This is a genomic window from Nocardioides sp. Kera G14 (assembly GCF_020715565.1).
Taxonomy (GTDB): Bacteria; Actinomycetota; Actinomycetes; order Propionibacteriales; family Nocardioidaceae; genus Nocardioides.
The window spans coordinates 588,029-611,911 of sequence record NZ_CP085839.1 but is presented as its reverse complement, the minus strand read 5'-3'; the positions used below and the strand labels follow the sequence as shown (position 1 = coordinate 611,911).

Below are 23,883 nucleotides of genomic sequence, written 5' to 3'. Positions count from 1 at the left end.
CGTCATTCTCCACCCTCGGTCAGGGTGACGTCCTCCGGCGTGAAGCTCTCACCGGTGACGTCGAGTCCCTCGGCCTTGAGGTCGCTCAGGGCCTTGGTCACGAACGTCTGGTTGATGACCGAGTCAGGGGTCGCCTTCGTGATCAGCGGCTTGCCCGAGGCGGGGTCGATGACCTTCATGGACTCGTCGACGGTGCGCTTCCAGGCGGCCGGGTCGACGGTGCCGATGCCGGCCGGAGCGGGCCAGATCAGCTTGTTGATCTCGTTCATCATCCAGAGCTCGTGGGTGGCCGGGTGCTGCGAGCCGTACTTCGCGGCCATGGCCGCGCCGTCGGTCGGGTTGTCCCGGACGTAGATCCAGCCCTTGAGGCTTGCCGTGATGAAGGCCTGCGTCGTCTTCGCGAAGGCGGGGTCGGAGAGCTTGTCGCCCATCGCCCAGATGTCGTCCTCGAGCATGCTCGCGTCGTACTTGTTCGGGTCGAGGATGTTGAAGTCGTCCTCGGTGTAGAGCTTGCCGGTCTTCGGGTTCTTCGTCTCGAGCAGCTCAGCGAGCTCGTTGTAGGTCATCGCGGTGACGGCGTCGTAGCCGTCGTCGAAGAGGTTCGCCGCGGTGTCTCCTTCGGCCTCGTAGGCGGTGTCCTTCGGAGCGAGGCCGCCAGCCCCCTGCAGCATCGCAAGCAGCTCCCACTGGTTGCCGTAGCCCCAGTTGACCCACTTCTTGCCCTTGAGGTCGGCGGGCGTGGTGATGCCCTTCTCCTTGAGCGAGACGATCAGGGGCGCGCTGCGCTGGAAGATCTGCGCGACGTTGACCATGTTGAGGCCGCCCTCGATGTCGCCGAGGACCTTGGGCGCCCACGAGACGGCGAAGTCGGCGCCACCGTCGGAGAGCACCTTCTGCGGGACGACATCGGAGCCGCCCTCGAGGAGGGTGACGTCCAGGCAGGCGTCCTTGTAGTAGCCCTTGTCCGCGGCGGCGTAGTAGCCGGCGAACTGGGCCTGGTTGTTCCACTGCAGCTGGAGCTTGACCGGGGTCATGGTGGAGCACGCCGCGGCGGTGTCGGAGGACTTCGCGTCGGCGTCCGAGTCCGAGCTGCCGCAGGCGCTCAGAGTGACCGCAGCCAGTGCCGCCGCGGCAGCTCCCGCCAGCGCCTTGGTGATCGTGGACTTCATTCCTTCTCCTTCGGGTGAACCGAGATCAGGCACTGGTGTGCCGGTTGAACCATCGCTCCATTGCGAAGGTGACGAGATAGAAGAGCAACCCGAGTGCGATCGAGCCGACGATGCCGGCCCAGGACAGTGCGTACTGCCCGTTCTTGGCGTTCTCCGTGATCACGGCCGCAAGCCCCTGACGGGGGCCGCCGACGTATTCGGCGACGAGGGCGGAGATCACGGCGAGCGAGGAGCCGATGCGCAGGCCCGTGAAGAGGTACGGCAGTGCGGTCGGCAGCGTGACGGTGCGGATCCGGGTGAGTGCGGAGACGGAGTAGGAGTGCATCAGGTCCCGGTGGACCGGCTTCACCTGCGCGAGGCCGCGCAGCACGTTGATATAGACCGGTACGCCGACGGCCACTGCAGCGACGATGACCCGTCCCGTGTTGAACCGCTGGTTGAACAGCCCGTTGAGCACCGGCGCCAGCGCGGCGATCGGCACGACGGAGGCGGCGAGCACGATCGGCGCGAGCATCTCGCGGACGAACCGCAACGCGTTGGCCACCAACGCGGCGACGAGCGCGAGCAGCGTCCCGATCACCAGGCCACGCAGGGCGTTCCAGCCGGTGTGCACCGTCGCCGACGTGATCAGGCCGTGCTGTTCGCGCAGCTCCGTCCAGATGTGCGCCGGCGACGGCATGAAGAAGTCGGGGACGTTCCGCGCGGACCAGAAGCCCTGCCAGATCACGACGACCAGGACGCCGAGGACCAGCGGGGCGACGACGTACATCACCCGCGGCAGCGGGCGCTCCATGGCAGTGCTCATTCCGGGGTCCCTGCGGAAGCGCGGAGCGGTTTCGTGGGGTGGTTCATCTGTCCTCCACACCGACGGGAGCAGCGGCTCCGCCGTGGAGCAGGTGCCGGACCGAGGAGATGCCGGCGGTGAACTCGGCCGCATCGCGGAAGGACTCGTCGCGGGGCACGCCCGCACCGGGACCCGTGGAGACGATGTCGACGATCCGACCGGGACGCGGCGACATCACGACCACCCGGTGCGAGAGGAAGACGGCCTCCGGGATCGAGTGGGTCACGAAGACGACGGCAGCACCGGTCTCCGAGGCGATCCGGATCAGCTCGGACTGCATCCGCTCGCGGGTGATCTCGTCGAGCGCGCCGAAGGGCTCGTCCATCAGCAGCAGCTTGGGCGACTCGGCCAGCGCCCTGGCGATGGCGACACGCTGCTGCATGCCGCCCGAGAGCTGGTCGGGGAAGGACTTCGCGAAGTCGGTGAGGCCGACCATCTCGAGCAGTTCGGCGACCCGTGACCGACGCGTGGCCGCGGGGACCTTGTGCACCTCCAGCGGCAGACCGACGTTGTCGGCGACGGTGCGCCACGGCAGCAGGCCCGCCTGCTGGAAGGCGATGCCGTAGTCGTGGTCGAGTCTGGCGAGACGAGCAGACTTGCCGAAGACCGTCACGTCACCGGACGACGGAGAGTCGAGGTCGGCGATCAGTCGCAACAGCGTCGACTTCCCGCATCCCGAGGGGCCGATGAGCGAGACGAACTCCCCCGGAGCGATCTCGAGGTCCACGTCCGAGAGAGCGACGACCGACCCGGACTTGCTCGCGAAGACACGGCTGGCGCCGACGACATGGACGGCAGGCTCGATACGGATCATGCGGTTTCACCCCTGCGATAGCGCTTCAACAACAGGCCGAGGAGGCTCGTGAGCCCCACGGCGACGAGGCCGACGGCGACCGCACCGAAGACAGCCGTCCACGGCTTGCCGGCGCTGACGTCGGTGACGTTCTGCGAGTAGTAGGAGATGAGCCGGCCGATGCCCTGGCCCTGGCCGGTCGACATCTCGGAGATGATCGCGCCGACGACGGCGCTCGAGGCCGCAAGACGCAACGCAGGAAGGAGGTACGGCACACTCGCCGGCAGCTGCAGCTTCACGAGCGTGCGCAGCCAGCCGACGCCGTACACGTGCATGAGCTCGAGCTGACTCGACTCCGTGGAGCGAAGGCCGCGCAAGGCGCCGACCGCGACCGGGAAGAAGGCGAGGTAGGCGGCGATCACGATCATCGTCTGCTCCGCGCCCCAGGCCCAGCTACCGGTCTTGAGGTACTTCCCCCACGAGAGCGTGACCGGTGCGATCGCGACCAGCGGGATGGTCTGGCTGATGATCACCCAGGGCGAGAGCGCCGCCTCGGCCAGCCGGCTCCGGCTCATGATGATCGCCAGCAGGAACCCGATGACCACGCCGATCAGCCATCCGATCGCCGACAGCTTCAGCGTGAAGAGCGACGCCTTGACGACCTCGCCGCCGTAGGTGACATCCGGGATCAGGCGGTTCACCGGCTTCGACAGCGTCTGCACCATCGTGGAGACGTGCGGCATGAACTTGTCCTGCGTCCGCGGCAGCACGATCACACCGGAGTCGCCGACCTTGGCGCCCTCCTCCGGACCGATCGCCTTGTAGCCCTCCCAGACCCCCACGAACGCGAGGATCCCGAGGAGCGCGAACGCGACGGCGCGCGTACGCACCCAGACGAAACTCATGACACCCTCATTGCTTCGCCGTCACCGGCGCATTCACTGCCGGGATCACCTTCGTGCCGTACGTCGCCAGCGTCTCGTCCTGCGCATCGTGCTGGAGGTAGACGGCGAACTGGTCCACACCCAGGCTTTTCAGCTTCTCGAGCTTGCTGACCTGCTCCTCAACGGTGCCGATCAGGCAGAAGCGCTCGACGATCTCGTCGGGCACGAAGGCCGTGTGGGTGTTGCCCGCGCGGCCGTGCTCGTTGTAGTCGTAGCCCTCCCGACCCTTGATGTAGTCGGTGAGCGCCTGTGGAACGGTCCCCTGGTCGCCGTACTTCTCGACGATGTCGGCGACGTGGTTGCCGACCATGCCGCCGAACCAGCGGCACTGGTCGAGGGCGTGGGCGCGTGCCTCGGGCGTGCCGTCGGTGACGTACGCCGGCGCGGCGACACAGAACGTCACCGACTCGGGATCCCGGCCGGCAGCGGCTGCAGCCTTGCGGACCGTCGCGATCATCCATTCGGCGATGTCGAGGTCCGCGAGCTGCAGGATGAACCCGTCCCCGACCTCACCCGCGGCCTTGAGCGCCAACGGACCGTAGGCGGCGATCCACACCTCCAGCTCAGAACGCGAGGCCCACGGGAACTGCAGGGTGGAGCCGTTGATGTCCACCGAGCGGCAGTTGGCCAGCTCACGGATCACATGGGTCGCCTCGCGCATCTCCTTGATGGTCGAGGGCTTGCCGTTGAGCACCCGGACCGCCGAGTCACCACGCCCCATGCCGCAGACCGTGCGGTTGCCGTACATCTCGTTGAGCGTGGCGAACACGCTCGCCGTGACGGTCCAGTCCCGCGTCGCCGGATTGGTGACGAACGGACCGACCTTGATGGTGTGCGTCTCCGCCAAGATCTGGCTGTAGATGACGTAGGGCTCCATCCAGAGCAGGTGGGAGTCGAAGGTCCACACCATGTCGAAGCCGTACTCCTCGGCACGCTTCGAGAGCGCCACCGTGCGCCAGGCCGGGGGGTTCGTCTGCAGGACGACACCGAATTCCATCGTCACTCCCTCAGCTCAGGTACTGCGACAGGCCGCGCTTGACGTACTGCCCGTGGCCCTTGGCGCCGATGTAGCCGGTCTCGTCGACGACGACCGAGCCCCGCGACATCACGAGGTCGACGTGCCCGTCGATCTCGTAGCCCTCCCAGGCGGAGTAGTCCATGTTCATGTGGTGCGCCTTCCCGACGCCGATCGACGTGTGACCGGCCGGGTCGTAGATGACAAGGTCGGCGTCGGCGCCCGGGGCGATGACGCCCTTCTTGCCGTACATGCCGAACATCCGCGCCGGCGTGGTCGAGGTGATCTCGACCCAACGCTCCACGGTGATCTCGCCGGTGACAACGCCCTGGTAGAGCAGGTCCATGCGGTTCTCGACGGAGCCGATGCCGTTGGGGATCTTCGAGAAGTCGCCCCGGCCCATCTCCTTCTGGTCCTTCATGCAGAAGGGGCAGTGGTCGGTGGAGACCATCTGGATGTCGTTGGTGCGCAGGCTCTGCCACATCGCGTCCTGGTGGCCCTCAGCCCTGCTGCGCAGAGGGGTCGAGCAGACCCACTTGGCCCCCTCGAGGTCACCCCACTCCTCGCTCACCGCAGCGAGCTGCTCCTCGAGTGAGAGGTAGAGGTACTGCGGGCAGGTCTCGCCGAAGACGTTGAGGCCCCGGTCGCGGGCGGTGGCGATCTGCTCGACCGCCTGCTTGGCGCTCACGTGGACGACGTACAGCGGGGCGCCGGTGAGGTCGGCGAGCATGATCGCGCGGTGCGTCGCCTCCTCCTCGGCCTGCCACGGGCGGGTCAGCCCGTGGAAGTACGGCGTCGTGTTGCCCGCCGCGATGGCCTGCTGCACCAGCACGTCGATGATCGCGCCGTTCTCGGCGTGCATCATCATCATCGCGCCGTTCTCGGCGCCCTTCTGGAAGGCCCGCAGGATCTGGCCGTCATCGCTGAGGAAGACGCCCTTGTAGGCCATGAAGAGCTTGAAGCTCGTCACGCCCTCGGCGATGAGCTCGTCCATCGCGGTGAGGCTGGAGTCCTGCACATCGGACAGGATCTGGTGGAAGCCGTAGTCGATGGCGCAGTTGCCGGCGGCCTTCTCGTGCCAGAGGTGGTACTGGTCGAGGATGTTCTGCTCGGGGTACTGCACGACGAAGTCGACGATCGTCGTGGTGCCGCCCCACGCCGCGGCACGGGTGCCGGTCTCGAACGTGTCCGAGGCGAACGTGCCGCCGAAGGGCATCTCCATGTGGGTGTGTGCGTCCACCCCACCGGGGATGACGTACTTGCCCGTGGCGTCGATGGTCCGGTCTGCGTTGATGGTTCCGAACGGGGTCGTCCCCGGCTGGATGAGAGCCACGATGGTCTCGCCGTCGACGAGTACGTCGGCCTGCGTCCGGCCGGTGGCGGAGACGACCGTGCCTCCAGTGACGAGGGTGATCACGAGTTCGCCCCCGGCGTCGCGATGCTGGTGTAGGTCTCGGGCCGGCGGTCGCGGTAGAACTGCCAGTCGTCGCGCATCTCCTGGACCATGCTCATGTCGAGGTCGCGCACCAGGAGCTCCTCCTTCTCGCCCGAGCCGCGCTCGCCGACGAAATTGCCGCGCGGGTCGATGACGTTGGAGGTGCCGTAGAAGTTGACCGCCTCGTCGCCGTACTCGTTGTCCTCGAGGCCGACACGGTTGGGCTGCAGCACGAAGTAGCCGTTGGCGACGGCCGCGGCCGGGCCTTCGACCTCCCACAGCCGGTTGGAGAGGCCCGGCTTGGTGGCATTGGGGTTGAAGACGATGTGCGCGCCGTTGAGGCCGAGCTCGCGCCAGCCCTCCGGGAAGTGCCGGTCGTAGCAGATGTACATGCCGACCTTGCCGACCGCGGTCTCGAAGACGGGGAAGCCGAGGTTGCCGGGCTTGAAGTAGAACTTCTCCCAGAACTTCTCCACGTGCGGGATGTGGATCTTGCGGTACTTGCCGAGGATCGAGCCATCGGCGTCCACCAGCACGGTGGTGTTGAAGTAGATGCCGGTCTCGGCCTCCTCGTAGATCGGGAGGACCATGACCTGCCCCAGCTCACGCGCCAGTGAGGCGAAGCGTTGCACGATCGGGCCGTCGGCCGGCTCGGCGTAGCGGTAGTACTTCTTGTCCTGCGTGATGCCGAAGTACGGGCCGTAGAAGAGCTCCTGGAAGCACATCACCTGGGCTCCGTCGGCGGCGGCGTCGCGGGCGAACTGCTCGTGCTTGTCGAGCATCGACTCCTTGTCCCCCGTCCACGTCGTCTGGGAGATGGCCGCACGGACGATGGTCATGAGAACCCCACACCCTTCAAGAAACGATCGATTCAGACATTCGGATTCTTTGATCCGCTTGTTTCATGACCATCTCCCTAGATGACGTCTTGGTAAATAGATCGCCGTCCGACCCACGCCCGGCTTGTCTAGACCAGCAGTTTTTGGCATGGTCGAGGGACCGCATCAGACGCCCACGCACGTCACCTATCTCGGAGGAAACGTGATGAAACGTCTCACCCTCATTCCGGCGATCGCCCTGGCGATCTCCGCACTCTTCGTCACCGGCACAGGCACCGCCGCCTCGGCGCACGAGTCCAAACCCAGCCCGGCAGCGAGCCACCACTACGGTCCGCCGGTTCCGCCGCCCGGACACAAGCACCACAAGAAGCCCAAGTGGTTCTCCAGCTACCCCTACTTCCCGGCCTTCAGCGGGTACGGCCACAAGTACGGATTCGGCTTCTGACCCCCCTGTCCCAGCCTGGGGGCCGGCACAAGGAAGCGCCGGCCCCCAGCATCACCGTCGACTGAGCGAGTACAACTCGTCCCCATGCAATCGACTGGTGCGGTCACCACAACGCCCCCGGGAGAACCCCGGGGGCGTTGTTCTGTCCGGCGGCCCTATTCGACCGTGACGGACTTCGCGAGGTTGCGCGGCTGGTCCACGTCGTGGCCCATCGCGGTGGCCAGCTCGCAGGCGAAGAGCTGGAGCGGCACGACAGCGACGAGCGGCTGCAGGAGCACCGGCACCTTGGGCAGCCGGAAGAGTACGTCGGCGAACGGCGTGACCCGCTCGTCGCCGGCCTCGGCGAGCACGATCGTCCGGGCTCCGCGGGCACGGACCTCCTGGATGCCACTGAGCATCTTGTCGTGCAGCTGGTCGCGGCCCTGCGGCGGGACGATGCACAGCACCGGCAGGCCGTCCTCCACGAGCGCGATCGGGCCGTGTTTGAGCTCCCCGGCGGCGAAGCCCTCAGCGTGCCGGTAGGCGAGCTCCTTGAGCTTCAGTGCACCCTCGAGCGCCACGGGATAGCCCGCGTGACGACCGAGGAAGAGGAACGTCGGCGCCTCGGTGTACTCGCGTGCCAAGGCGTAGATGTCGTCGGCCTGGCCGAGGACCTGCTCGATCGCGGCGGGCATGCCCTCGAGCTGGGCGACCACCTGGGTGATCTCGTCTCCGAAGCGGGTCCCCTTGACCTGGGCGAGGTAGAGCGCGAGCAGGTAGCAGGCGACGAGCTGGGTGACGTAGCCCTTCGTCGAGGCCACACCGATCTCCGGCCCGGCGTGCGTGTAGATCACCGCGTCGGACTCGCGCGGGATCGTGGAGCCGTTGGTGTTGCAGATCGCCAGCACCTTGGAGCGCTGGATGCGTGCGTGCCGGATGGCCTGGAGGGTGTCGGCGGTCTCACCCGACTGCGAGATCGCGACGACGAGGGTGCCGTTGTCGACGATCGGATCGCGGTAGCGGAACTCCGAGGAGAGCTCGACCTCGACCGGGATCCGGCACCAGTGCTCGATGGCGTACTTCGCCACCATGCCGGCGTAGAACGAGGTGCCGGCCGCGATGATGATGATCTTGTCGATCTCGCGGAGCTCGTCGTCCGAGAGCCGCATCTCGTCGAGCGCCAGCTTGCCGTCCAGGCCGCGGCGTCCGAGGAGGGCATCGGCGACCGCACGCGGCTGCTCGAAGATCTCCTTGCGCATGAACCAGTCGAAGCCGTCCTTCTGGGCCGCCGAGAGATCCCAGTCGACGTGGTAGCGACGGCCCTCGGACGGCGTACCGTCGAAGTTGGTGACCGAGACGCCGGAGCGCGTGATGGTGACGACCTTGTCCTGGTCGATCTCGAGCGCCTCGCGGGTGTGCTCGATGAAAGCGGCGACATCGGAGCCGAGGAAGTTCTCACCCTCACCCAGGCCCACCACCAAGGGCGAGTTGCGGCGGGCGCCGACGATCCGCTCGGGGTCAGCGGCATCCACGGCGACGAAGGTGAAGGCGCCCTCGAGTCGACTGCATACCCGCTCCATCGCCGCGGTCAGGTCCACGCCGCCGGCGACTTCGAGCTCGAGCAGGTGTGCCGCGATCTCGGTGTCGGTCTCCGAGTGCAAGTGGTGACCTGCTGATTCGAGCTCCGCGCGAAGCTCGGCGAAGTTCTCGATGATGCCGTTGTGCACGACCGCGACGCGGCGCTCCTCGCCCAGGTGCGGGTGGGCGTTGGCGTCGGTGGGGCCACCGTGGGTGGCCCAGCGGGTGTGACCGATGCCGGTCGTGGCCGCCGGGAGCGGCTCCTCGGCGAGGATCTTGTCGAGGTTGGCGAGCTTGCCGGCCTTCTTGCGGAGCTCGAGCGAGCTCTCGCCGGGGACGAGCACGGCGATGCCCGCGGAGTCGTATCCGCGGTAGTCCATGCGGCGCAGGCCTTCGATGATCACGCCCTCGGCAGGCTGGTCCCCGACGTACCCGACGATTCCGCACATAGGCGGAAGTCTACGATCTTCTTCCATGACGCTCCCCCACGCCGAGTCGTCCCCGTGGGTCGAGCTGAGCAGGGAGGCGTGGGCCGAGCTGGCGCCCGAGACGCCGCTGCCGCTCTCCGCCGAGGAGATCGAGCGGCTGCGCGGCCTCTCGGACCACATCGACCTCGACGAGGTCGCCCAGGTCTACCTGCCGCTCTCGCGACTTCTCTCCCTCTACGTGTCAGCCGCGGGAAAGCTCCACCGCGAGCAGGAGGAGTTCCTCCACGGCCAGATCCCGCCGCGCACGCCGTTCGTCATCGGGGTGGCCGGCTCCGTGGCCGTCGGCAAGTCGACGGTCTCGCGCGTGCTCCAGCAACTGCTCGCGCACTGGCCCGAGCACCCGAACGTCGCGCTGGTGACGACCGACGGATTCCTCTACCCCAACGCCGAGCTCGAGCGCCGTGGCCTGATGCAGCGCAAGGGTTTCCCGGAGTCCTATGACCGGCGCGCGCTGCTCAGATTCGTGGTGGACATCAAGTCCGGGCGCGACGAGGTGCTGGCGCCGACGTACTCCCACCTCGTCTACGACGTCGTGCCGGACGAGACCGTCGTGGTGAAGCGGCCCGACATCGTGATCGTCGAGGGGCTCAACGTCCTGCAGCCGGCGCGGACCCGGGAGGACGGCCGGACGGGGCTGGCGGTCTCGGACTTCTTCGACTTCGCGATCTACGTCGACGCCGCGACCCGCGACATCAAGGAGTGGTACGTGACGCGCTTCCTGCGCCTGCGTGAGACCGCCTTCCGCGACCCGAGCTCCTACTTCCGCAAGTACGCCGCCCTCACCCGTGACGAGGCGATCGCCGAGGCCGGCCGGATCTGGGACAGCATCAACGGCCCCAACCTCGAGGACAACGTGCTGCCGACCCGCTCCCGGGCGAACCTGGTCCTGCGCAAGGACGCCGACCACTCGGTGCGGTACGTCCGGGTCCGGAAGCTCTGAGACGTTGTGAGCCACCGGTGCACCTGGGGGTGCACCAGACGCTCACAACGCGAGGCGCTCCTTGACGATGCCGGCCAGGCGCTCGGCGAGCTCGGTGGCCTGGGCCTCCGTCGGCCCCTCGACCATCACGCGGACCAGAGGCTCGGTCCCTGAGGGCCGCAACAGCACCCGGCCGCTGTCACCGAGGATCTCCTCCGCATGCCGTACGGCGGCGAGCAGCTGCTCGTCGTCGCAGCGGTTCTTGTCGACGCCGGGGACGTTGATCAGCACCTGCGGGGAGCGCGTCACGACAGCGGCCAGCTCAGCCAGTCCCGAGCCGGTGGCGCCCATCCACGCGGCGACGTGCAGCGCGGTCAGGGTGCCGTCACCGGTGGTGGCATGCTCGCTCATGATCACGTGGCCGGACTGCTCGCCGCCGAGGGAGTAGCCACCGGCCTTCATGTCCTCGAGCACGTAGCGGTCTCCGACGGCGGTGGTGCGGAGCGTGATGCCGGCGGCCTTCATCGCCTGGTGGAGGCCGATGTTGCTCATCACCGTGGCCACGAGGGTGTCCTCGACAAGGCGGCCGGAGGCCTGCATCGCAAGGGCGAGCATGCCCATGATCTGGTCGCCGTCGACGCACTGCCCCGTCGCGTCGACCGCGAGACAGCGGTCGGCATCGCCGTCGAAGGCGAAGCCCGCGTCAGCGCCGTGCTCGACCACGGCCTTGCACAGCGAGTCGAGGTGGGTCGAACCGACACCGTCGTTGATGTTGAGGCCGTCGGGCTGGTCGTTGATCGGGATCACGGTCGCGCCGGCGCGCTCGAAGGCGAGCGGTGCGGATTCGTGCGCGGCGCCGTGGGCGCAGTCGAGCACGATGGTGAGGCCCTCGAGCGTCGCGGGGAGGGTGGCCACCAGGTGGTCCACGTAGTCGTCGATGCCGCCGTGGTAGAAGCCGATCCGGCCGACGTCGGCGCCGGTGGGGTGGGTCCACGGCTGGCCGAGACGGGCCTCGATCGCGTCCTCGAGGGCGTCGTCGAGCTTGACGCCACCCTCGGCGAGGAACTTGATGCCGTTGTCGGGCATGGGGTTGTGCGAGGCGGTGATGACCACGCCGAGGTCCGCCTTGAGGAACCCGGTCAGGTAGGCGATGGCGGGCGTGGGAACCACCCCGAGGTCCAGTACGTCGACCCCGGCTGAGGCGAGACCGGAAGCGACCGCCGCCTCGAGGAACTGCCCCGAGATCCGCGGGTCACGACCGATGACGGCCTTGGGGCGGTGCCCCTCGAACTGACCCGCCGAGGCCAGGACCTGTGCTGCAGAAACAGCGAGGTCCAGGGCCAGCGAAGCGGTGAGGGTCTCACCGTTCGCCAGGCCCCGGACCCCGTCCGTGCCGAAGAGGCGCATCCTACGAAGCTGCTGGGATCAGCGCTTCGAGAACTGCGAGGCCTTGCGGGCCTTCTTGAGACCGGCCTTCTTGCGCTCCACGACGCGAGCGTCGCGGGTGAGCAGGCCGGCCTTCTTGAGCGTCGGGCGGTAGCCCTCCACGTCCACGCCGTTGAGCGAGCGGGCCACACCGAGGCGCAGGGCGCCGGCCTGACCGGTGATGCCGCCACCGTGGATACGGGCGATCACGTCGAAGCGACCCTCGAGGCCGAGAGCCGTGAACGGCTCGGCCGCGACCTGACGGTGCAGGGCGTTGGGGAAGTAGTCCTCGAAGGAGCGGCCGTTGATCGTCCACTGGCCGGTGCCGGGGACGATGCGGACGCGGGCGACAGCCTCCTTGCGGCGACCGGTGGCCGCGCCGGGGGCGACGGTGGCCGGACGGCTGGGGGTGTCGATGGAGCCGGCGGACTCGCTGGTGTAGGCCAGGCCCTGCTCGTCGGTCTCGTAGGAGTCCTCGGCCGAATCGATGTTGTCGGCGGCGGCGTTGAAGTTCTCAGTCATGTCCAATGTCTCCGTCACTGAGCGATCTGGGTGATCTCGAAGGGCACAGCCTTCTGAGCGGTGTGCGGGTGCGTCGGGCCGGAGTAGACCTTCAGCTTCGTGATCATCTGGCGGCCGAGCTTGTTCTTCGGCAGCATGCCCCAGACGGCCTTCTCGATCGCCTTGCGAGCGTCCTTGTCGAGGATCTCGCCGATCGGGGTCGCGGTGAGACCGCCCGGGTAACCCGAGTGGCGGTACGCGAGCTTGGTGGTGCGCTTGGTGCCGGAGAGGGAGACCTTCTCGGCGTTGATGACGATGACGAAGTCGCCGGTGTCAGCGTTGGGTGCGAAAATCGGCTTGTGCTTGCCGCGCAGCAGGTTCGCGACCTGCACGGACAGGCGGCCGAGACGGACGTCAGTCGCGTCGATCACGTGCCAGGCGCGCTCGATGTCGCCGGGCTTCGGAGCGTAGGTGCCCACGGGTGCCTCACTAGTTCGTTGGAATGAAATACCGTGGCCTCTGACGAACAACAGTCCGGGGCGTACGAGCGGGCTCGACACCTCCCCGGAGCTACCTGGCGAACCAGGCGGCAGGGGTCACGACTGAAAAAGGCTACGGGGCCGTCGTACACCGGTCAAAACGGCGTACGACGGCCCCGCAGTGTGGCTCAGGCCCAGCGCTCCTCGGCGGGGGTGAAGGTCAGGCCGCGCTCGCCGGTATAGATCTGCTTCGGGCGGGCGATCTTCTGCTCCTTGTCCTGCGTCAGCTCCAGCCACTGCGCCAGCCAGCCCGGCGTACGGCCGATGGCGAAGAGGACGGTGAAGAACTCCGGCGGGAACTGGAGCGCCTCGTAGATGAGGCCGGAGTAGAAGTCGACGTTCGGGTAGAGCTTGCGCTTGACGAAGTACTCGTCCGACAGCGCGATCCGCTCGAGCTCGACGGCGATGTCGAGGAGCGGATTGGTGCCCGTGACCTCGAAGACGTCCTCGGCGGCCTTCTTGATCAGCTTGGCGCGCGGGTCGTAGTTCTTGTAGACCCGGTGGCCGAAGCCCATCAGGCGCTCGTCGCCGTTCTTCACGCCTTCGATGAAGGAGGGGATGTTGTCGACGGTGCCGATCCGCTTGAGCATCCGCAGCACGGCCTCGTTCGCGCCGCCGTGCAGCGGGCCGAAGAGGGCCGCCACACCGGCGGAGACCGCCGAGTAGGGGTCGACCTGCGTGGAGCCGACGGAGCGGACGGCGTTGGTGGACGCGTTCTGCTCGTGGTCGGCGTGAAGGATCAGGAGCGTGTCGAGCGCCTTGACCAGGCGCGGGTCCGGCTCGTACTGCGTCTCGCTCATCTTGAAGAGCATGGAGAGGAAGTTGCCCGAGTAGTCGAGGCTGTTGTCCGGGTAGACGTAGGGCTTGCCCTGCGCGTGACGGAACGACCAGGCACCGAGCGTCGGCATCTTCGCGATCATCCGGATGATCTGGATGTTGCGGTTATCGGCGTCGGAGATGTTGCGCGACTCGGGGTAGAACGTCGAGAGGGCGCCGACGGAGGCCATGAGCATGCCCATGGGGTGCGCGTCGTAACGGAATCCCTGCATGAAGTCCTTCACGTTCTCATGGACGAACGTGTGGTACGTGATGTGGTGGACCCAGGCCTCGTACTGCTCCTTGGTGGGCAGGTCGCCGTGGATGAGGAGGTACGCGACCTCGAGGAAGCTGGACTTCTCGGCCAGCTGCTCGATCGGGTAGCCGCGGTACTCCAGGATGCCCTTGTCACCGTCGATGTAGGTGATGGACGAACGGCACGAGGCGGTGTTGACGAAGCCGGGGTCGTAGACGGCAAGGCCCGGCGTGTCTTCGGATGCCTTGATCTTCCCGATGTCGGCGGCGCGGATGGTGCCGTCCGTGATCGGGACCTCGTACTCCGTGCCCGTGCGGTTGTCGCGAACGGTCAGAGATTCAGTCACGGGTCCTACCGTAGACCGGGCAGCGAACGCTCCTGAAGCCAGGTCTCGAAGAGCGTGCCCAGCGACGTCCCCGAGAGCTCCTCGGCCAGGGCGACGAAGTCCGCCGTCGTGACGCAGGAGCCGCGGTGTCGGCGTACCCAGGCACGCAGGAGCTCGAAGAAGACGTCGTCGCCTATGCGCTCACGCAGGGCGTGGAGCAGGAGGGCGCCACGCTTGTAGACCCGGTCGTCGAACATGTCCGCCGGTCCGGGGTCTCCGAGGACCAGGTCCTGCGGGAGCTGGCTCAGCTTCTGGTGGTGGCGCTCCGCCCAGGCCTGTGCGGTCTCGCGACCGGCCTCCTCGGACCAGAGCCACTCGGCGTAACAGGCGAAACCCTCGTGCAGCCAGATGTCCTGCATGGACGCGGCCGTGACCGTGTTACCGAACCACTGGTGGGCGAGCTCGTGCGCGACGAGGCGGTTGAGCCGCCAGTCGGCGTTGAGGAAGTTGCGGCCGAACGTCGACAGGCTCTGTGACTCCAACGGGATCTCGAGCTCGTCGTCGGTGATGACGACGGTGTACGTCGGGAAGGGGTAGGGCCCGAAGAGGCGGCTGAAGGCGGCCATGATCTGCGGCTGGTGCCCGAAGGCCGGACGCCAGTCGGCGCCGGGTACCGCGGCGATGGTGATCGGCACACCGGCCTCACCGGGGTCGAGCGCGGTCAGCTCGTAGCGCCCGATCTGCACCGTTGCGAGGTACGGCGACATCGGCTCGTCCTGCTCGTAGACCCAGGTCTCGCCGCTCCCCCGCCGGATCCGAGCAGTCAGGTCGCCGTTGGCTACGACGGTGTAGCCGGGCTGGGTCGTCACCTCGATCCGGTAGGCGGCCTTGTCGTCCATCCGGTCGTTGCAGGGGAACCACGTGGGGGCACCGTGCGGCTGGCCGGCGACGATCACACCGTCGGTGAGCTCCTCCCAGCCTGCATCGCCGTGGTGCGTGGCGATCGTGGGCCGCGGGACGCCGGCGTACTTGAGGACGAGGGTGAACTCCGCACCCTCCGTGAGCGGGCTGCGAGGGGTGATGACCAGGCGGTCCCCGCGCGCGGCCCACTTGGGCTGTTTGCCGTCCATCGTCAGTTTGGCGACCGCGAGACCGGCGAGGTCGACGACGATCCTGCTGGTGTCGGAGAGGGCGACGCCGGTGATCCTCGCCTCGCCCCGCAGCCTGTTCTCGTCGACCGTGTAGTCGAGGGAGAGGTCGTAGTGGCGCGCGCTCCACGACCTGTCGCCGTGGCCGGGCAGGTAGGGGTCAGCGGTCGGGAGAGGCATTGCCGGCGAGCCTAGTGGGGCGGTCACAGGGCCCACGGACCGATGGGGTTCCCGATCCACGCGGTCTTGTCCGGCACTGACTCCCCACGCATGACGAGCGAGACCGGACCGACGGTCGCGTGCCGCCCGAGGGTGGCTGCGGGAAGGATCACGCTGTTGGGGCCGAGCGTCGCACCGCGCTTGAGGGTCACGGTGTCCAGGGCGAGAAGGCGGTCGTGGAAGAGGTGGGTCTGCACGACGGTGCCGGCGTTGACGGTTGCGCCGTCGCCGAGGGTGACGAGGTCGGTCTCGGGGAGCCAGTAGGACTCACACCAGACGCCCTTGCCGATGTGGGCGCCGAGGGCGCGGAACCACGTGGTGAGCAGCGGCGAACCCGTGACGTGGTTGGCGAACCACGGTGCTGCGACGACCTCGATGAAGGTGTCGGCGAGCTCGTTGCGCCACACGAAGGAGCTCCACAGGGGGTGGCCGCCGGGCTTGAGTCGGCCGACCAGCGCCCACTTGGCGGCGACGGCGATCAGGGCACCGACGATGCCGGCGAGCCACAGCGTCGGTCCGGCCAGGAGTACGGCGACCCACCAGTGCGTCGAGGACCAGAGCTGCAGCAGGTCGATCACGACGACGCCGTAGAGGGCGATGCCGATCACCGCGGGGATGAGCCGGCAGAGCTCGATCACCGCCCGTGCGGTGCGCAGCACCGTGGTGGGCCGGTAGGTGCGTTCTGAGGGCTGCTCCTCCGCGGTGCGGCGCAGGGGGGCCGGCGGACTGCCGAGGTAGCTGACGCCCTTGGTGACGTGCTTGCGGTTGGGCGCCGCCGAGAGGACCGCGACGAGCGAGGCCTTGGGCACCTTGCGGCCCGGCGCCGCCATGCCGGAGTTGCCGACGAAGGCACGCTTGCCGATCTTGACCCGCTCGACGCGGATCCAGCCGCCGCCGAGCTCGTAACCACCGATCAGGGTGTCGTCGGCGAGGAAGGCGAGGTCGTTGACCTGGGTGAGGCTGGGGATCATCAGCACGGTCGAGGCCTCGACGTCCTTGCCGATCCTCGCTCCGAGCAGTCGCAGCCAGACCGGCGTCAGGCTGGAGGCGTAGAGCGGGAAGAGCCAGGTGCGGGCGTCGTCGAGCACCCGGATCGTCGTCCACACACCGAGGCCGACGAAGGACCTCACCGGATGCACACCGGGCCGGATCCACAGGCCGGCGGTGCGGACGACCAGCAGGATGAAGAGCGCCAGCGAGACGTAGCCGACGACGAGCCCGAGCGGCGCCCAGAGCAGCAGCCGCCAGGTGTCGTCGACGTCGGTCGGCCGGCCTGCGGCCCACAGCACCATGCGGGTGGCCCACAGGACGGCGAGGAGCGGGAGGGCGGCGAGGCCGAGCGCGCTGACGGCGTACGCGGCGACCCAGAGGCGGCTGCGGGGCTCGCGCTCGCGCCAGGGGCCGCGGGCCTGGTCGGCGCCGCGGACGGCCGGCGAGCCGGACCACCACTCCCCTTCCGGCACGGAGCCGAAGACGGCCGACCCGGGCGCGATCTCGGCGCCGGCGCCGATCCTCGAGCCCGGGAGGAGCATCGAGCGGGCGCCGATGCGCGCGCCTGCTCCGACCTTGATCCTTCCGACGTGGACGGTGTCGCCGTCGATCCAGTGGCCCGACAGGTCGACCTCGGGCTCGATCGAGGCCCCGCTGCCGAGGGTCAGGAATCCGGTCACGGGCGGCAGTGAGTGCAGGTCGACGTCCTTGCCGACACTGCAGCCGAGGAGCCGGGCATACCAGGTCATCAGCGGCGCGCCGGAGAGGTTGGCTGCCGCCAGCTCGTCGACGGCGTGCTCGGCGAACCACAGCCGCAGGTGGACCTTGCCACCGCGCGGGTAGTCACCGGGGTCGACGCCCGCGAGTACGCCGCGCACGACCGCCACGGCGGTGAGCATGCGCCCGGGCGGGGTGAGGAAGAGCAGGGCCGCGACCACGAGGACCGGCCATGCGAGCTCGGGGAAGGCGTCGCTCCACGCGTGGTGCGCGAGCGTCGAGGCGAGGGCGATCCAGGTCATCCAGCGCGGCGCGGCCAAGCAGCGCAGGCCGATCGTGGCGGCGACCTGGGCGGCGCGGGTCTTGAGCGGGACCGCCGGGACCTCGCGGTCGAGGGCCGGGCCGGCCTCGGTGAGCTGGTCGAGGTACTCCCCCAGCCGCCCGATGGTGGGCTGCTCGTAGACGTCGCCCATGGCGACCTCGGGGAAGCGCTCACGCAGCTTCGAGACGAGCTGGGCCGCCGTCAGCGAACCGCCGCCGAGGTCGAAGAAGTCGTCGGTCGGTGCGGTCACCTCGGCGCCGAGGATCTCCAGCCAGAGCTCGGCGAGCCAGGTCTGGGTGCCCTCCAGGCCGGCGTCGGTCTCACCGGCGGCGCGCGGAAGCGGCCACGGCAGCGCGTCGCGGTCGACCTTGCCGGAGGTCCGCGTGGGGAGGTCGTCGAGGATCGCGAGACGCGGCACCAGGGCGGCCGGCATCTCGTCGCGCAGCCGGGCCAGGGAGGCCGCCTGGTCGAAGGTGGCGTCGACCGCGAGGTAGCCGACGAGGAGCTGGTTACCCGCCGCTGTCGTGCGGATGGCGGCGGCCGCGCCCTTCACGCCGTCGAGGTTGAGGAGCGCGTTGTCGATCTCGCCGAGCTCGATCCGGCGGCCGCCGAGCTTGATCTGGTCGTCTGCCCGGCCTCCGAAGAGGAGCCCCTCGGGGTCACGGATCACCATGTCGCCGCTGCGATAGGCACGCTCCCAACCGAGCGTCGGCATCGGGGCGTACTTGTCTGCGTCCTTGACCGGGTCGAGGTAGCGGGCGAGACCGACGCCCCCGATGATCAGCTCGCCAGGTTGCCCGTCGGCCACCGGGACGCCGGTGGCCGGGTCGACGACCTCGAGGTCCCAGCCGTCGAGAGGCAGCCCGATCCGGATCGGCCCCTCGCCCGTGACCAGTGCCCCGCAGGCGACGACCGTGGCCTCGGTGGGCCCGTAGGTGTTCCAGACCTCGCGGCCGGGCGCCTGGAGGCGGGTGGCGAGCTCCGGCGGCATGGCCTCGCCGCCGGTGATCAGCAGCCGCACCTTGACCAGGCTCTCGGGGGGCCAGAGCGCCACCAGGGTCGGCACCGTGGAGACGATGGTGATCCGGTTGGCGATCAGCCACGGGCCGACGTCGACTCCGCTGCGGACGAGGGCGCGGGGGGCGGGCACCAGGCAGGCGCCGTACCGCCAGGCGAGCCAGATCTCCTCGCAGCTCGCGTCGAAGGCGACGCTCAGGCCCGCCATCACCCGGTCACCGACACCGATCGGCGCCTCCTGGAGGAACATGCGGGACTCGGCGTCGACGAAGGCCGCACCGTTGCGGTGCGTGACCGCCACGCCCTTCGGCTTGCCCGTCGACCCTGAGGTGAAGATCACCCAGCAGTCGTCCTCGGGCGTCGGCCCCTCCGCCTCGCGCTGGTCCCGCTGCCTACGTACGTCGACCACCAGCTCGTTTCCGATGACGGCCGCGACGTCGGCCTCGCCGAAGACCAGCTTCGCCCGCTCGTCCGGGTCGTCGGCGTCGACCGGGACGTAGGCGGCTCCGGCGACGAGGATGCCCAGGATGGCGACGTACAGCTCGAGGGTGCCGGAGTTGATCCGCACCCCTACCTTGTCGCCTCGGCCGATACCCAGTGCCGCGAGCTCTGCCGCCAGCTCGTCGGCGGCCTCCTCGAGCTCGGCATAGGTGAGCACGCCGTTGCCCGCCTCGAGCGCCGGCTCGTCGGCTGCCTGCGCCGCGGTCTCGCGGAAGATCTCGACCAGCGTGCGCGGGACCGGAGCGAGGGCAGAGCGAAGCAGCGGACTTTCGGGGAGCATCCGGCCCAGCATGGACTATTGAGGTGAACAGAAGGTGCCTTTCAGCGGCTTCCCAGAATCGCGAGGCACAGTAGGTCGCATGAACGAGCACCAACCCGACAACGAGCCCACCGAGCAGTTCTATGCCGGCCCGTCGGGGCCGCCGCCGAGCGGTGGCCAGCCGAATCCCACGGCTCCGCTCTGGTTCGGTGAGCCTGCTCCCGCGCCCGCGCCCGCGGCGCGCAAGTCCCGCCGCGGCGGTCGTCTCGGTCTCGCTGCGGGCGCCGTCGCCACGGCCCTGATCGTCGGTGGCGGTGCCGGATACGGCGGCGCGGCACTCTTCAACGACACCCACGACGACAGCACCGGTGGCCTCTTCTCCTCCACCGGTACGTCGACGAAGGGCACCACCACCGCCGCACCCTCGGGCAGCATCCAGGCGGTGGCCACGAAGGTGCTGCCGAGCGTCGTGAAGATCGAGGTTGCGGGCTCCCAGGAGTCCGGCTCCGGTTCGGGCATCATCCTCACCGCCGACGGCACCATCCTCACCAACAACCACGTGGTCGAGATCGCCGGGACCAGCGGGAAGATCCGAGTCGACTTCAACGACGGGACGTCGGCCGACGCGAAGGTCCTCGGCACCGACTCCCTCACCGACACCGCGGTCATCAAGGTCGACAAGTCGGGCCTGACGCCGGCGACCATCGGCTCCTCGAACGAGCTCGCCGTCGGCCAGAGCGTGGTCGCGATCGGCTCGCCCTTCGGCCTTGACTCCACCGTCACCTCGGGCATCGTGTCGGCCCTCAACCGTCCCGTGAACGTGGGCTCCGACTCGGATAACAATGCGACCGTCTACCCGGCGATCCAGACCGACGCGGCGATCAACCCCGGCAACTCCGGTGGCCCGCTCGTCAACATGGACGGACAGGTCATCGGCATCAACGCGTCGATCCGCACGGCGTCGGACTCCACGAGCGTCAGCGGCGAGGCCGGCTCCATCGGCCTCGGTTTCGCGATCCCGCTCGACGAGGTCAAGCCGATCATCGAGCAGATGATCAAGGGCGAGACGCCCACCCACGCACGACTCGGCATCACCGTCCACGACGTCGGCGTCACCACGTCGGACGACGACGGCAGCGGTCAGGGGGATGGCCAGAGCGACGGCCAGGGAGACGGTCAGAGCGACGGCGGCGGGTTCGACCCGTTCGGCGGGTCGGAGGGCACCCAGCCGTCACAGCCTTCCGAGCCCCAGCAGTCGACCGAGGCGTTCAGCAGTCCGGGCGCCCAGATCCAGGCCGTCACGAGCGGCTCGACCGCCGCGAAGAGCGGCCTCAAGGCCGGCGACATCATCATGAAGGTCGACTCGACCCAGATCGTCGGGAGCGACTCGCTCGTCGCCACCATCCGCGCCTACCGCCCCGGGGACAAGGTCGAGCTGACCTACACCCGCGACGACAAGGAGCACACCGTGTCCCTCACCCTCGACTCCGACGGTGGCGGCACGTCCAAGAACTGACTGTCCCTCTCCTTGGTGAAAAAAACCGGGCGCGCCTCAGGGGATCCCCTGAGGCGCGTCCGGCCAGAGAGTCAGTCACACTAGAGCCATGGCAGTGGTTGGGGGCCTCAGGGCAGCCGCGCGCAAGATCGTGCTGCGATGGGCGATGCGGAAGACGTCGGGCGGCCTGCCCGACATCACGACTCTCAAGAGGGTCCCCGAGCACCTCACCTACCCGCTGCGGCGCTTGCGCGTAGATCCGGTGCCGCAACTGGCCGAACAGCGGGCCATCGACCCGATCCATCAACTCGGTGACATCCTCGGTATCAAGATCTGGCTGGTCTCCGGGCATGAGGAGGCCAAGGTCGTCCTGGCCGACATGACGTCGTACTCCAACGACATCCGCCACCTCCTGGGCAAGCGCGACCAGAGCGGCGCCGACGGCGTCGGCGGCCTCGGGTTCACCGACCCGCCCGATCACACCCGCCTACGCGGCGTGCTGACTCCGGAGTTCACGATGCGTCGACTCCGTCGCCTTGACGAGGGCATCGAGGCCATCGTCGAGAAGTCCCTCGACGAGATGGAGTCCGCTGCCGCCGCCGGCGACGGCACCGTCGACCTCGTCGACCTCTTCGGCTTCGAGATCCCCTTCCGCGTCATCTGCGACCTCCTGGGCATGCCGGAGGACGTCCGCGACGAGTTCCACGATCTCGGCATCGCCCGCTTCGACGTCTCCGAGGGCGGGGCCGGCGCCTTCGACGCCGCCTCCGAGACGCGCAGCTTCCTGATCGAGACCGTACGTCGCCAGCGGGACAACCCCGGTGACGGCATGATCGGCGAGATCATCCGTACCAAGGGCGACGAGTTCGACGACGTCGAGCTCGGCGGGCTTGCCGACGGCGTCTTCCTCGGCGGCTACGAGACGTCCGCGGCGATGCTGTCCATGGGTGCCTACGTGCTGACGCAGAACCCCGAGGCGTACCGCCTGCTGCGCGAGGGCACGCCGGCGGAGGTGAACTCCGTCGTCGACGAGCTGTTGCGCTACCTCTGCCCGGTCCAGATCGCGTTCCCGCGCTTCGCGCGCCATTCCCACGACCTCTTCGGCCACTCCATCGGCAAGGGCGACGTCGTCATCGTCTCGCTCTCCGGCGCCAACCGCGACCCTGCCGTGATACCCAACCCCGAGCAGTTCGACCTGCGCAACGCCGAGACGATGCACTTCGCCTTCGGCCACGGCATGCACCGCTGCGTCGGTGCCGAACTCGCGAGGATGGAGCTCCGCGCCGCCCTCACCGGCCTCGCCCGCCGCTTCCCCGACCTGGCCATGGCGACCTCCGACCTCGATGAGCTCGGCTTCCGCAACCTGTCGATCGTCTACGGCCTGGACCGGCTGCCCGTGCACCTCCATGGCGCGCCGGTGACCGTCTGAGTCGAGCTCACGCCTCGCGGCGCGTCTCGAGGACCCGGAAGCCCTTGGCCGATCCGATCCTTGTGGTCGGGAGGCCCTGCTCACCGAGCCAGCGTTGGAGTGAGTCGGCGCCGAGGTTCTTGCCGACGACCATGACCGCACGCCCGTCGGGGGTGAGACGCGGGAGCCAGGTCAGCAGCAGTTCGTGGAGAGCCGGCTTGCCGATCCTGATGGGCGGGTTGGACCAGATCTCGTCCCACTCCCCTTGCGCGTCCGGGTCGTCGGGGAGGACGGCGCGGTAGTTGGCCAGACCGAGGCTCGCGGCGTTCTCGTTGGCGAGCAGGAGCGCGCGCTCGTTGACGTCGACGCCGACCACCTCCACCTCGGGTAGAAGCCGGGCGAGAGCGAGTCCGATGACGCCGTAGCCGCAGCCGGCGTCGAGCACACGCTGCCCGGCCGCGAGGGCTGGCGGCGACGTCTCCTTGAAGAGCACCGACGTGCCGATGTCCAGGCGTCCCTTCGCGAAGACGCCCGATCCACTGACCAACGGCAGCGTCTCGTCCCATACCTCGGCCCTGACCGGGATGCGCTCGAACGGCACCGACGGGTCCGCGGAGAAGTAGTGCTCCTGCTCCGTCTCGTCAGGCGCGTCACTCATGCGTCCACCTCATCAGCCGTCCGGCGGTTCTTCGTGATGAGCAGTCGGCCCTCGAGCTCCTCGTCAGGCGGGTAGCCGACCTCCTCGAGCACGAGACCGCGCGGCGAGGCGAGGTGGATCGAGCTCGAGCGTCGCTGTGCCTCCAGCTCCGCCCGGGCCCAGCTCACGTCCTTGCGCCCCTCGCCGATCGCGATCAGGCAGCCCACCAGGCTCCGGACCATGGAGTGACAGAACGCGTCGGCCAGAACGGTCGCGGTCGCCGTACCGTCGGGCTCGCGCTCCCAGCGGAGCTCGCGCAGCTCCCGGATCGCCGTCGAGCCCTCACGCGCCTTGCAGAACGTCGTGAAGTCGCGCAGGCCGACGAGGTCGGCCGCCGCCCGGTTCATCAGGCCGACGTCGAGCGGACGCGGCCAGTGCAGCACGTGGTGGCGCCGCAGCGGGTCATAGGAGGTCGTGTCGTCGGCGACGCGATAGGCGTAGCGCCGCCAGGTCGCGGAGAAGCGCGCGTCGAAGTACGCCGGCGCCTCACTGCTGCGATGGATGCGGATGTCCGGCGGCAGGATCCCGTTGAGCCGCCGCGTCAGCGCATCGACAGGCGTCTGCGGCGACCGGCCTGCAGCCTGCACCAGGACGGGCTCGTCGACGTCGACGTGACAGACCTGCCCCCGCGCGTGGACGCCGGCGTCCGTGCGGCCCGCGACGGTGACCCACGCCTCCTCGAGCCGGAGCGCCTGCGCCAGCGCGGCCTGCAGCTCGCCCTGAACGGTCCGCAGACCGGGCTGCATCGCCCAGCCGCTGAAGTCGGTGCCGTCGTAGGCGAAGTCGATCCGGATCCGCAC

General features: G+C 68.7%; 20 protein-coding genes. 4 read left to right on the top strand and 16 right to left on the bottom strand.

The window, feature by feature from the left end:
• Positions 1–2: 2 nt before the first annotated feature.
• From LH076_RS03120 to LH076_RS03090, 7 genes are read right to left on the bottom strand one after another with little or no spacing between them, the layout of a single operon-like run.
• Positions 3–1,169 carry an ABC transporter substrate-binding protein gene (locus tag LH076_RS03120; RefSeq protein ID WP_227782541.1) on the bottom strand — a complete coding sequence of 389 codons (1,167 nt, stop codon included), beginning with the start codon at positions 1,167–1,169 and terminating at the stop codon, positions 3–5.
• 25 nt (positions 1,170–1,194) lie between these two features.
• Positions 1,195–1,974: an ABC transporter permease gene (locus tag LH076_RS03115; RefSeq protein WP_227782540.1), complete on the bottom strand. Its 780-nt coding sequence runs from the start codon at positions 1,972–1,974 to the stop codon at positions 1,195–1,197.
• 43 nt (positions 1,975–2,017) lie between these two features.
• Positions 2,018–2,827 (bottom strand): ABC transporter ATP-binding protein, encoded by an 810-nt coding sequence (locus LH076_RS03110; RefSeq protein ID WP_227782539.1) that lies wholly within the window; start codon positions 2,825–2,827, stop codon positions 2,018–2,020.
• Entirely contained in the window at positions 2,824–3,711 is an 888-nt protein-coding gene (locus tag LH076_RS03105) for an ABC transporter permease (protein ID WP_227782538.1), read from the bottom strand. The genes LH076_RS03110 and LH076_RS03105 overlap by 4 nt, the downstream gene beginning before the upstream one ends.
• A gap of 7 nt (positions 3,712–3,718) precedes the next feature.
• Positions 3,719–4,747, bottom strand: a complete 1,029-nt coding sequence (locus LH076_RS03100) for a TIGR03842 family LLM class F420-dependent oxidoreductase (protein ID WP_227782537.1) — start codon at positions 4,745–4,747, stop codon at positions 3,719–3,721.
• Positions 4,748–4,757: 10 nt separating this feature from the next.
• Positions 4,758–6,182: a dihydropyrimidinase gene (gene hydA, locus LH076_RS03095; RefSeq protein WP_227782536.1), complete on the bottom strand. Its 1,425-nt coding sequence runs from the start codon at positions 6,180–6,182 to the stop codon at positions 4,758–4,760.
• The gene (locus tag LH076_RS03090) at positions 6,179–7,039 is read right to left on the bottom strand and encodes a nitrilase-related carbon-nitrogen hydrolase (protein ID WP_227782535.1); all 861 of its coding nucleotides are present in this window, start codon (positions 7,037–7,039) and stop codon (positions 6,179–6,181) included. Before LH076_RS03090 ends, hydA begins: the two co-directional genes overlap by 4 nt.
• A gap of 205 nt (positions 7,040–7,244) precedes the next feature.
• Between LH076_RS03090 and LH076_RS03085 the strand changes: the two genes are divergently transcribed.
• Positions 7,245–7,484 carry a hypothetical protein gene (locus LH076_RS03085; protein ID WP_227782534.1) on the top strand — a complete coding sequence of 80 codons (240 nt, stop codon included), beginning with the start codon at positions 7,245–7,247 and terminating at the stop codon, positions 7,482–7,484.
• Positions 7,485–7,639: 155 nt separating this feature from the next.
• On the opposite strand, the gene glmS is transcribed toward LH076_RS03085, so the two are convergent.
• Positions 7,640–9,490: a glutamine--fructose-6-phosphate transaminase (isomerizing) gene (glmS, locus tag LH076_RS03080; protein WP_227782533.1), complete on the bottom strand. Its 1,851-nt coding sequence runs from the start codon at positions 9,488–9,490 to the stop codon at positions 7,640–7,642.
• A gap of 25 nt (positions 9,491–9,515) precedes the next feature.
• Here glmS and coaA point away from each other — a divergent pair, with 25 nt between their 5' ends.
• A complete protein-coding gene (coaA, locus tag LH076_RS03075) occupies positions 9,516–10,469 on the top strand; it encodes a type I pantothenate kinase (protein WP_227782532.1) in 954 nt (317 codons plus the stop codon).
• A gap of 42 nt (positions 10,470–10,511) precedes the next feature.
• On the opposite strand, the gene glmM is transcribed toward coaA, so the two are convergent.
• From glmM to LH076_RS03045, 6 genes are all read right to left on the bottom strand, one after another.
• The gene (glmM, locus tag LH076_RS03070; RefSeq protein WP_227782531.1) at positions 10,512–11,855 is read right to left on the bottom strand and encodes a phosphoglucosamine mutase; all 1,344 of its coding nucleotides are present in this window, start codon (positions 11,853–11,855) and stop codon (positions 10,512–10,514) included.
• An 18-nt stretch (positions 11,856–11,873) separates the two neighbouring features.
• On the bottom strand, positions 11,874–12,395 hold the full coding sequence (gene rpsI, locus LH076_RS03065) for a 30S ribosomal protein S9 (protein ID WP_227782530.1): 522 nt from the start codon (positions 12,393–12,395) through the stop codon (positions 11,874–11,876).
• 14 nt (positions 12,396–12,409) lie between these two features.
• Positions 12,410–12,853: a 50S ribosomal protein L13 gene (gene rplM / locus LH076_RS03060; RefSeq protein ID WP_227782529.1), complete on the bottom strand. Its 444-nt coding sequence runs from the start codon at positions 12,851–12,853 to the stop codon at positions 12,410–12,412.
• A 188-nt stretch (positions 12,854–13,041) separates the two neighbouring features.
• Positions 13,042–14,331 (bottom strand): citrate synthase, encoded by a 1,290-nt coding sequence (locus tag LH076_RS03055; protein ID WP_227782528.1) that lies wholly within the window; start codon positions 14,329–14,331, stop codon positions 13,042–13,044.
• A 5-nt stretch (positions 14,332–14,336) separates the two neighbouring features.
• Positions 14,337–15,638 carry a M1 family metallopeptidase gene (locus LH076_RS03050; RefSeq protein WP_227782527.1) on the bottom strand — a complete coding sequence of 434 codons (1,302 nt, stop codon included), beginning with the start codon at positions 15,636–15,638 and terminating at the stop codon, positions 14,337–14,339.
• Between the two features lie 23 nt (positions 15,639–15,661).
• Positions 15,662–19,504 carry a Pls/PosA family non-ribosomal peptide synthetase gene (locus LH076_RS03045; RefSeq protein ID WP_227782526.1) on the bottom strand — a complete coding sequence of 1,281 codons (3,843 nt, stop codon included), beginning with the start codon at positions 19,502–19,504 and terminating at the stop codon, positions 15,662–15,664.
• 79 nt (positions 19,505–19,583) lie between these two features.
• Between LH076_RS03045 and LH076_RS03040 the strand changes: the two genes are divergently transcribed.
• The gene (locus LH076_RS03040; protein ID WP_227782525.1) at positions 19,584–20,999 is read left to right on the top strand and encodes a S1C family serine protease; all 1,416 of its coding nucleotides are present in this window, start codon (positions 19,584–19,586) and stop codon (positions 20,997–20,999) included.
• A gap of 88 nt (positions 21,000–21,087) precedes the next feature.
• Positions 21,088–22,407, top strand: coding sequence for a cytochrome P450 (locus LH076_RS03035; RefSeq protein ID WP_227782524.1), 1,320 nt, complete (start codon positions 21,088–21,090; stop codon positions 22,405–22,407).
• A 7-nt stretch (positions 22,408–22,414) separates the two neighbouring features.
• On the opposite strand, the gene LH076_RS03030 is transcribed toward LH076_RS03035, so the two are convergent.
• Together LH076_RS03030 and truA are read right to left on the bottom strand one after the other, a co-directional pair.
• Complete coding sequence (locus tag LH076_RS03030) at positions 22,415–23,044, bottom strand: class I SAM-dependent methyltransferase (protein ID WP_227782523.1); 630 nt, start codon at positions 23,042–23,044, stop codon at positions 22,415–22,417.
• On the bottom strand, positions 23,041–23,883 hold the full coding sequence (gene truA / locus LH076_RS03025; protein ID WP_227782522.1) for a tRNA pseudouridine(38-40) synthase TruA: 843 nt from the start codon (positions 23,881–23,883) through the stop codon (positions 23,041–23,043). The genes LH076_RS03030 and truA overlap by 4 nt, the downstream gene beginning before the upstream one ends.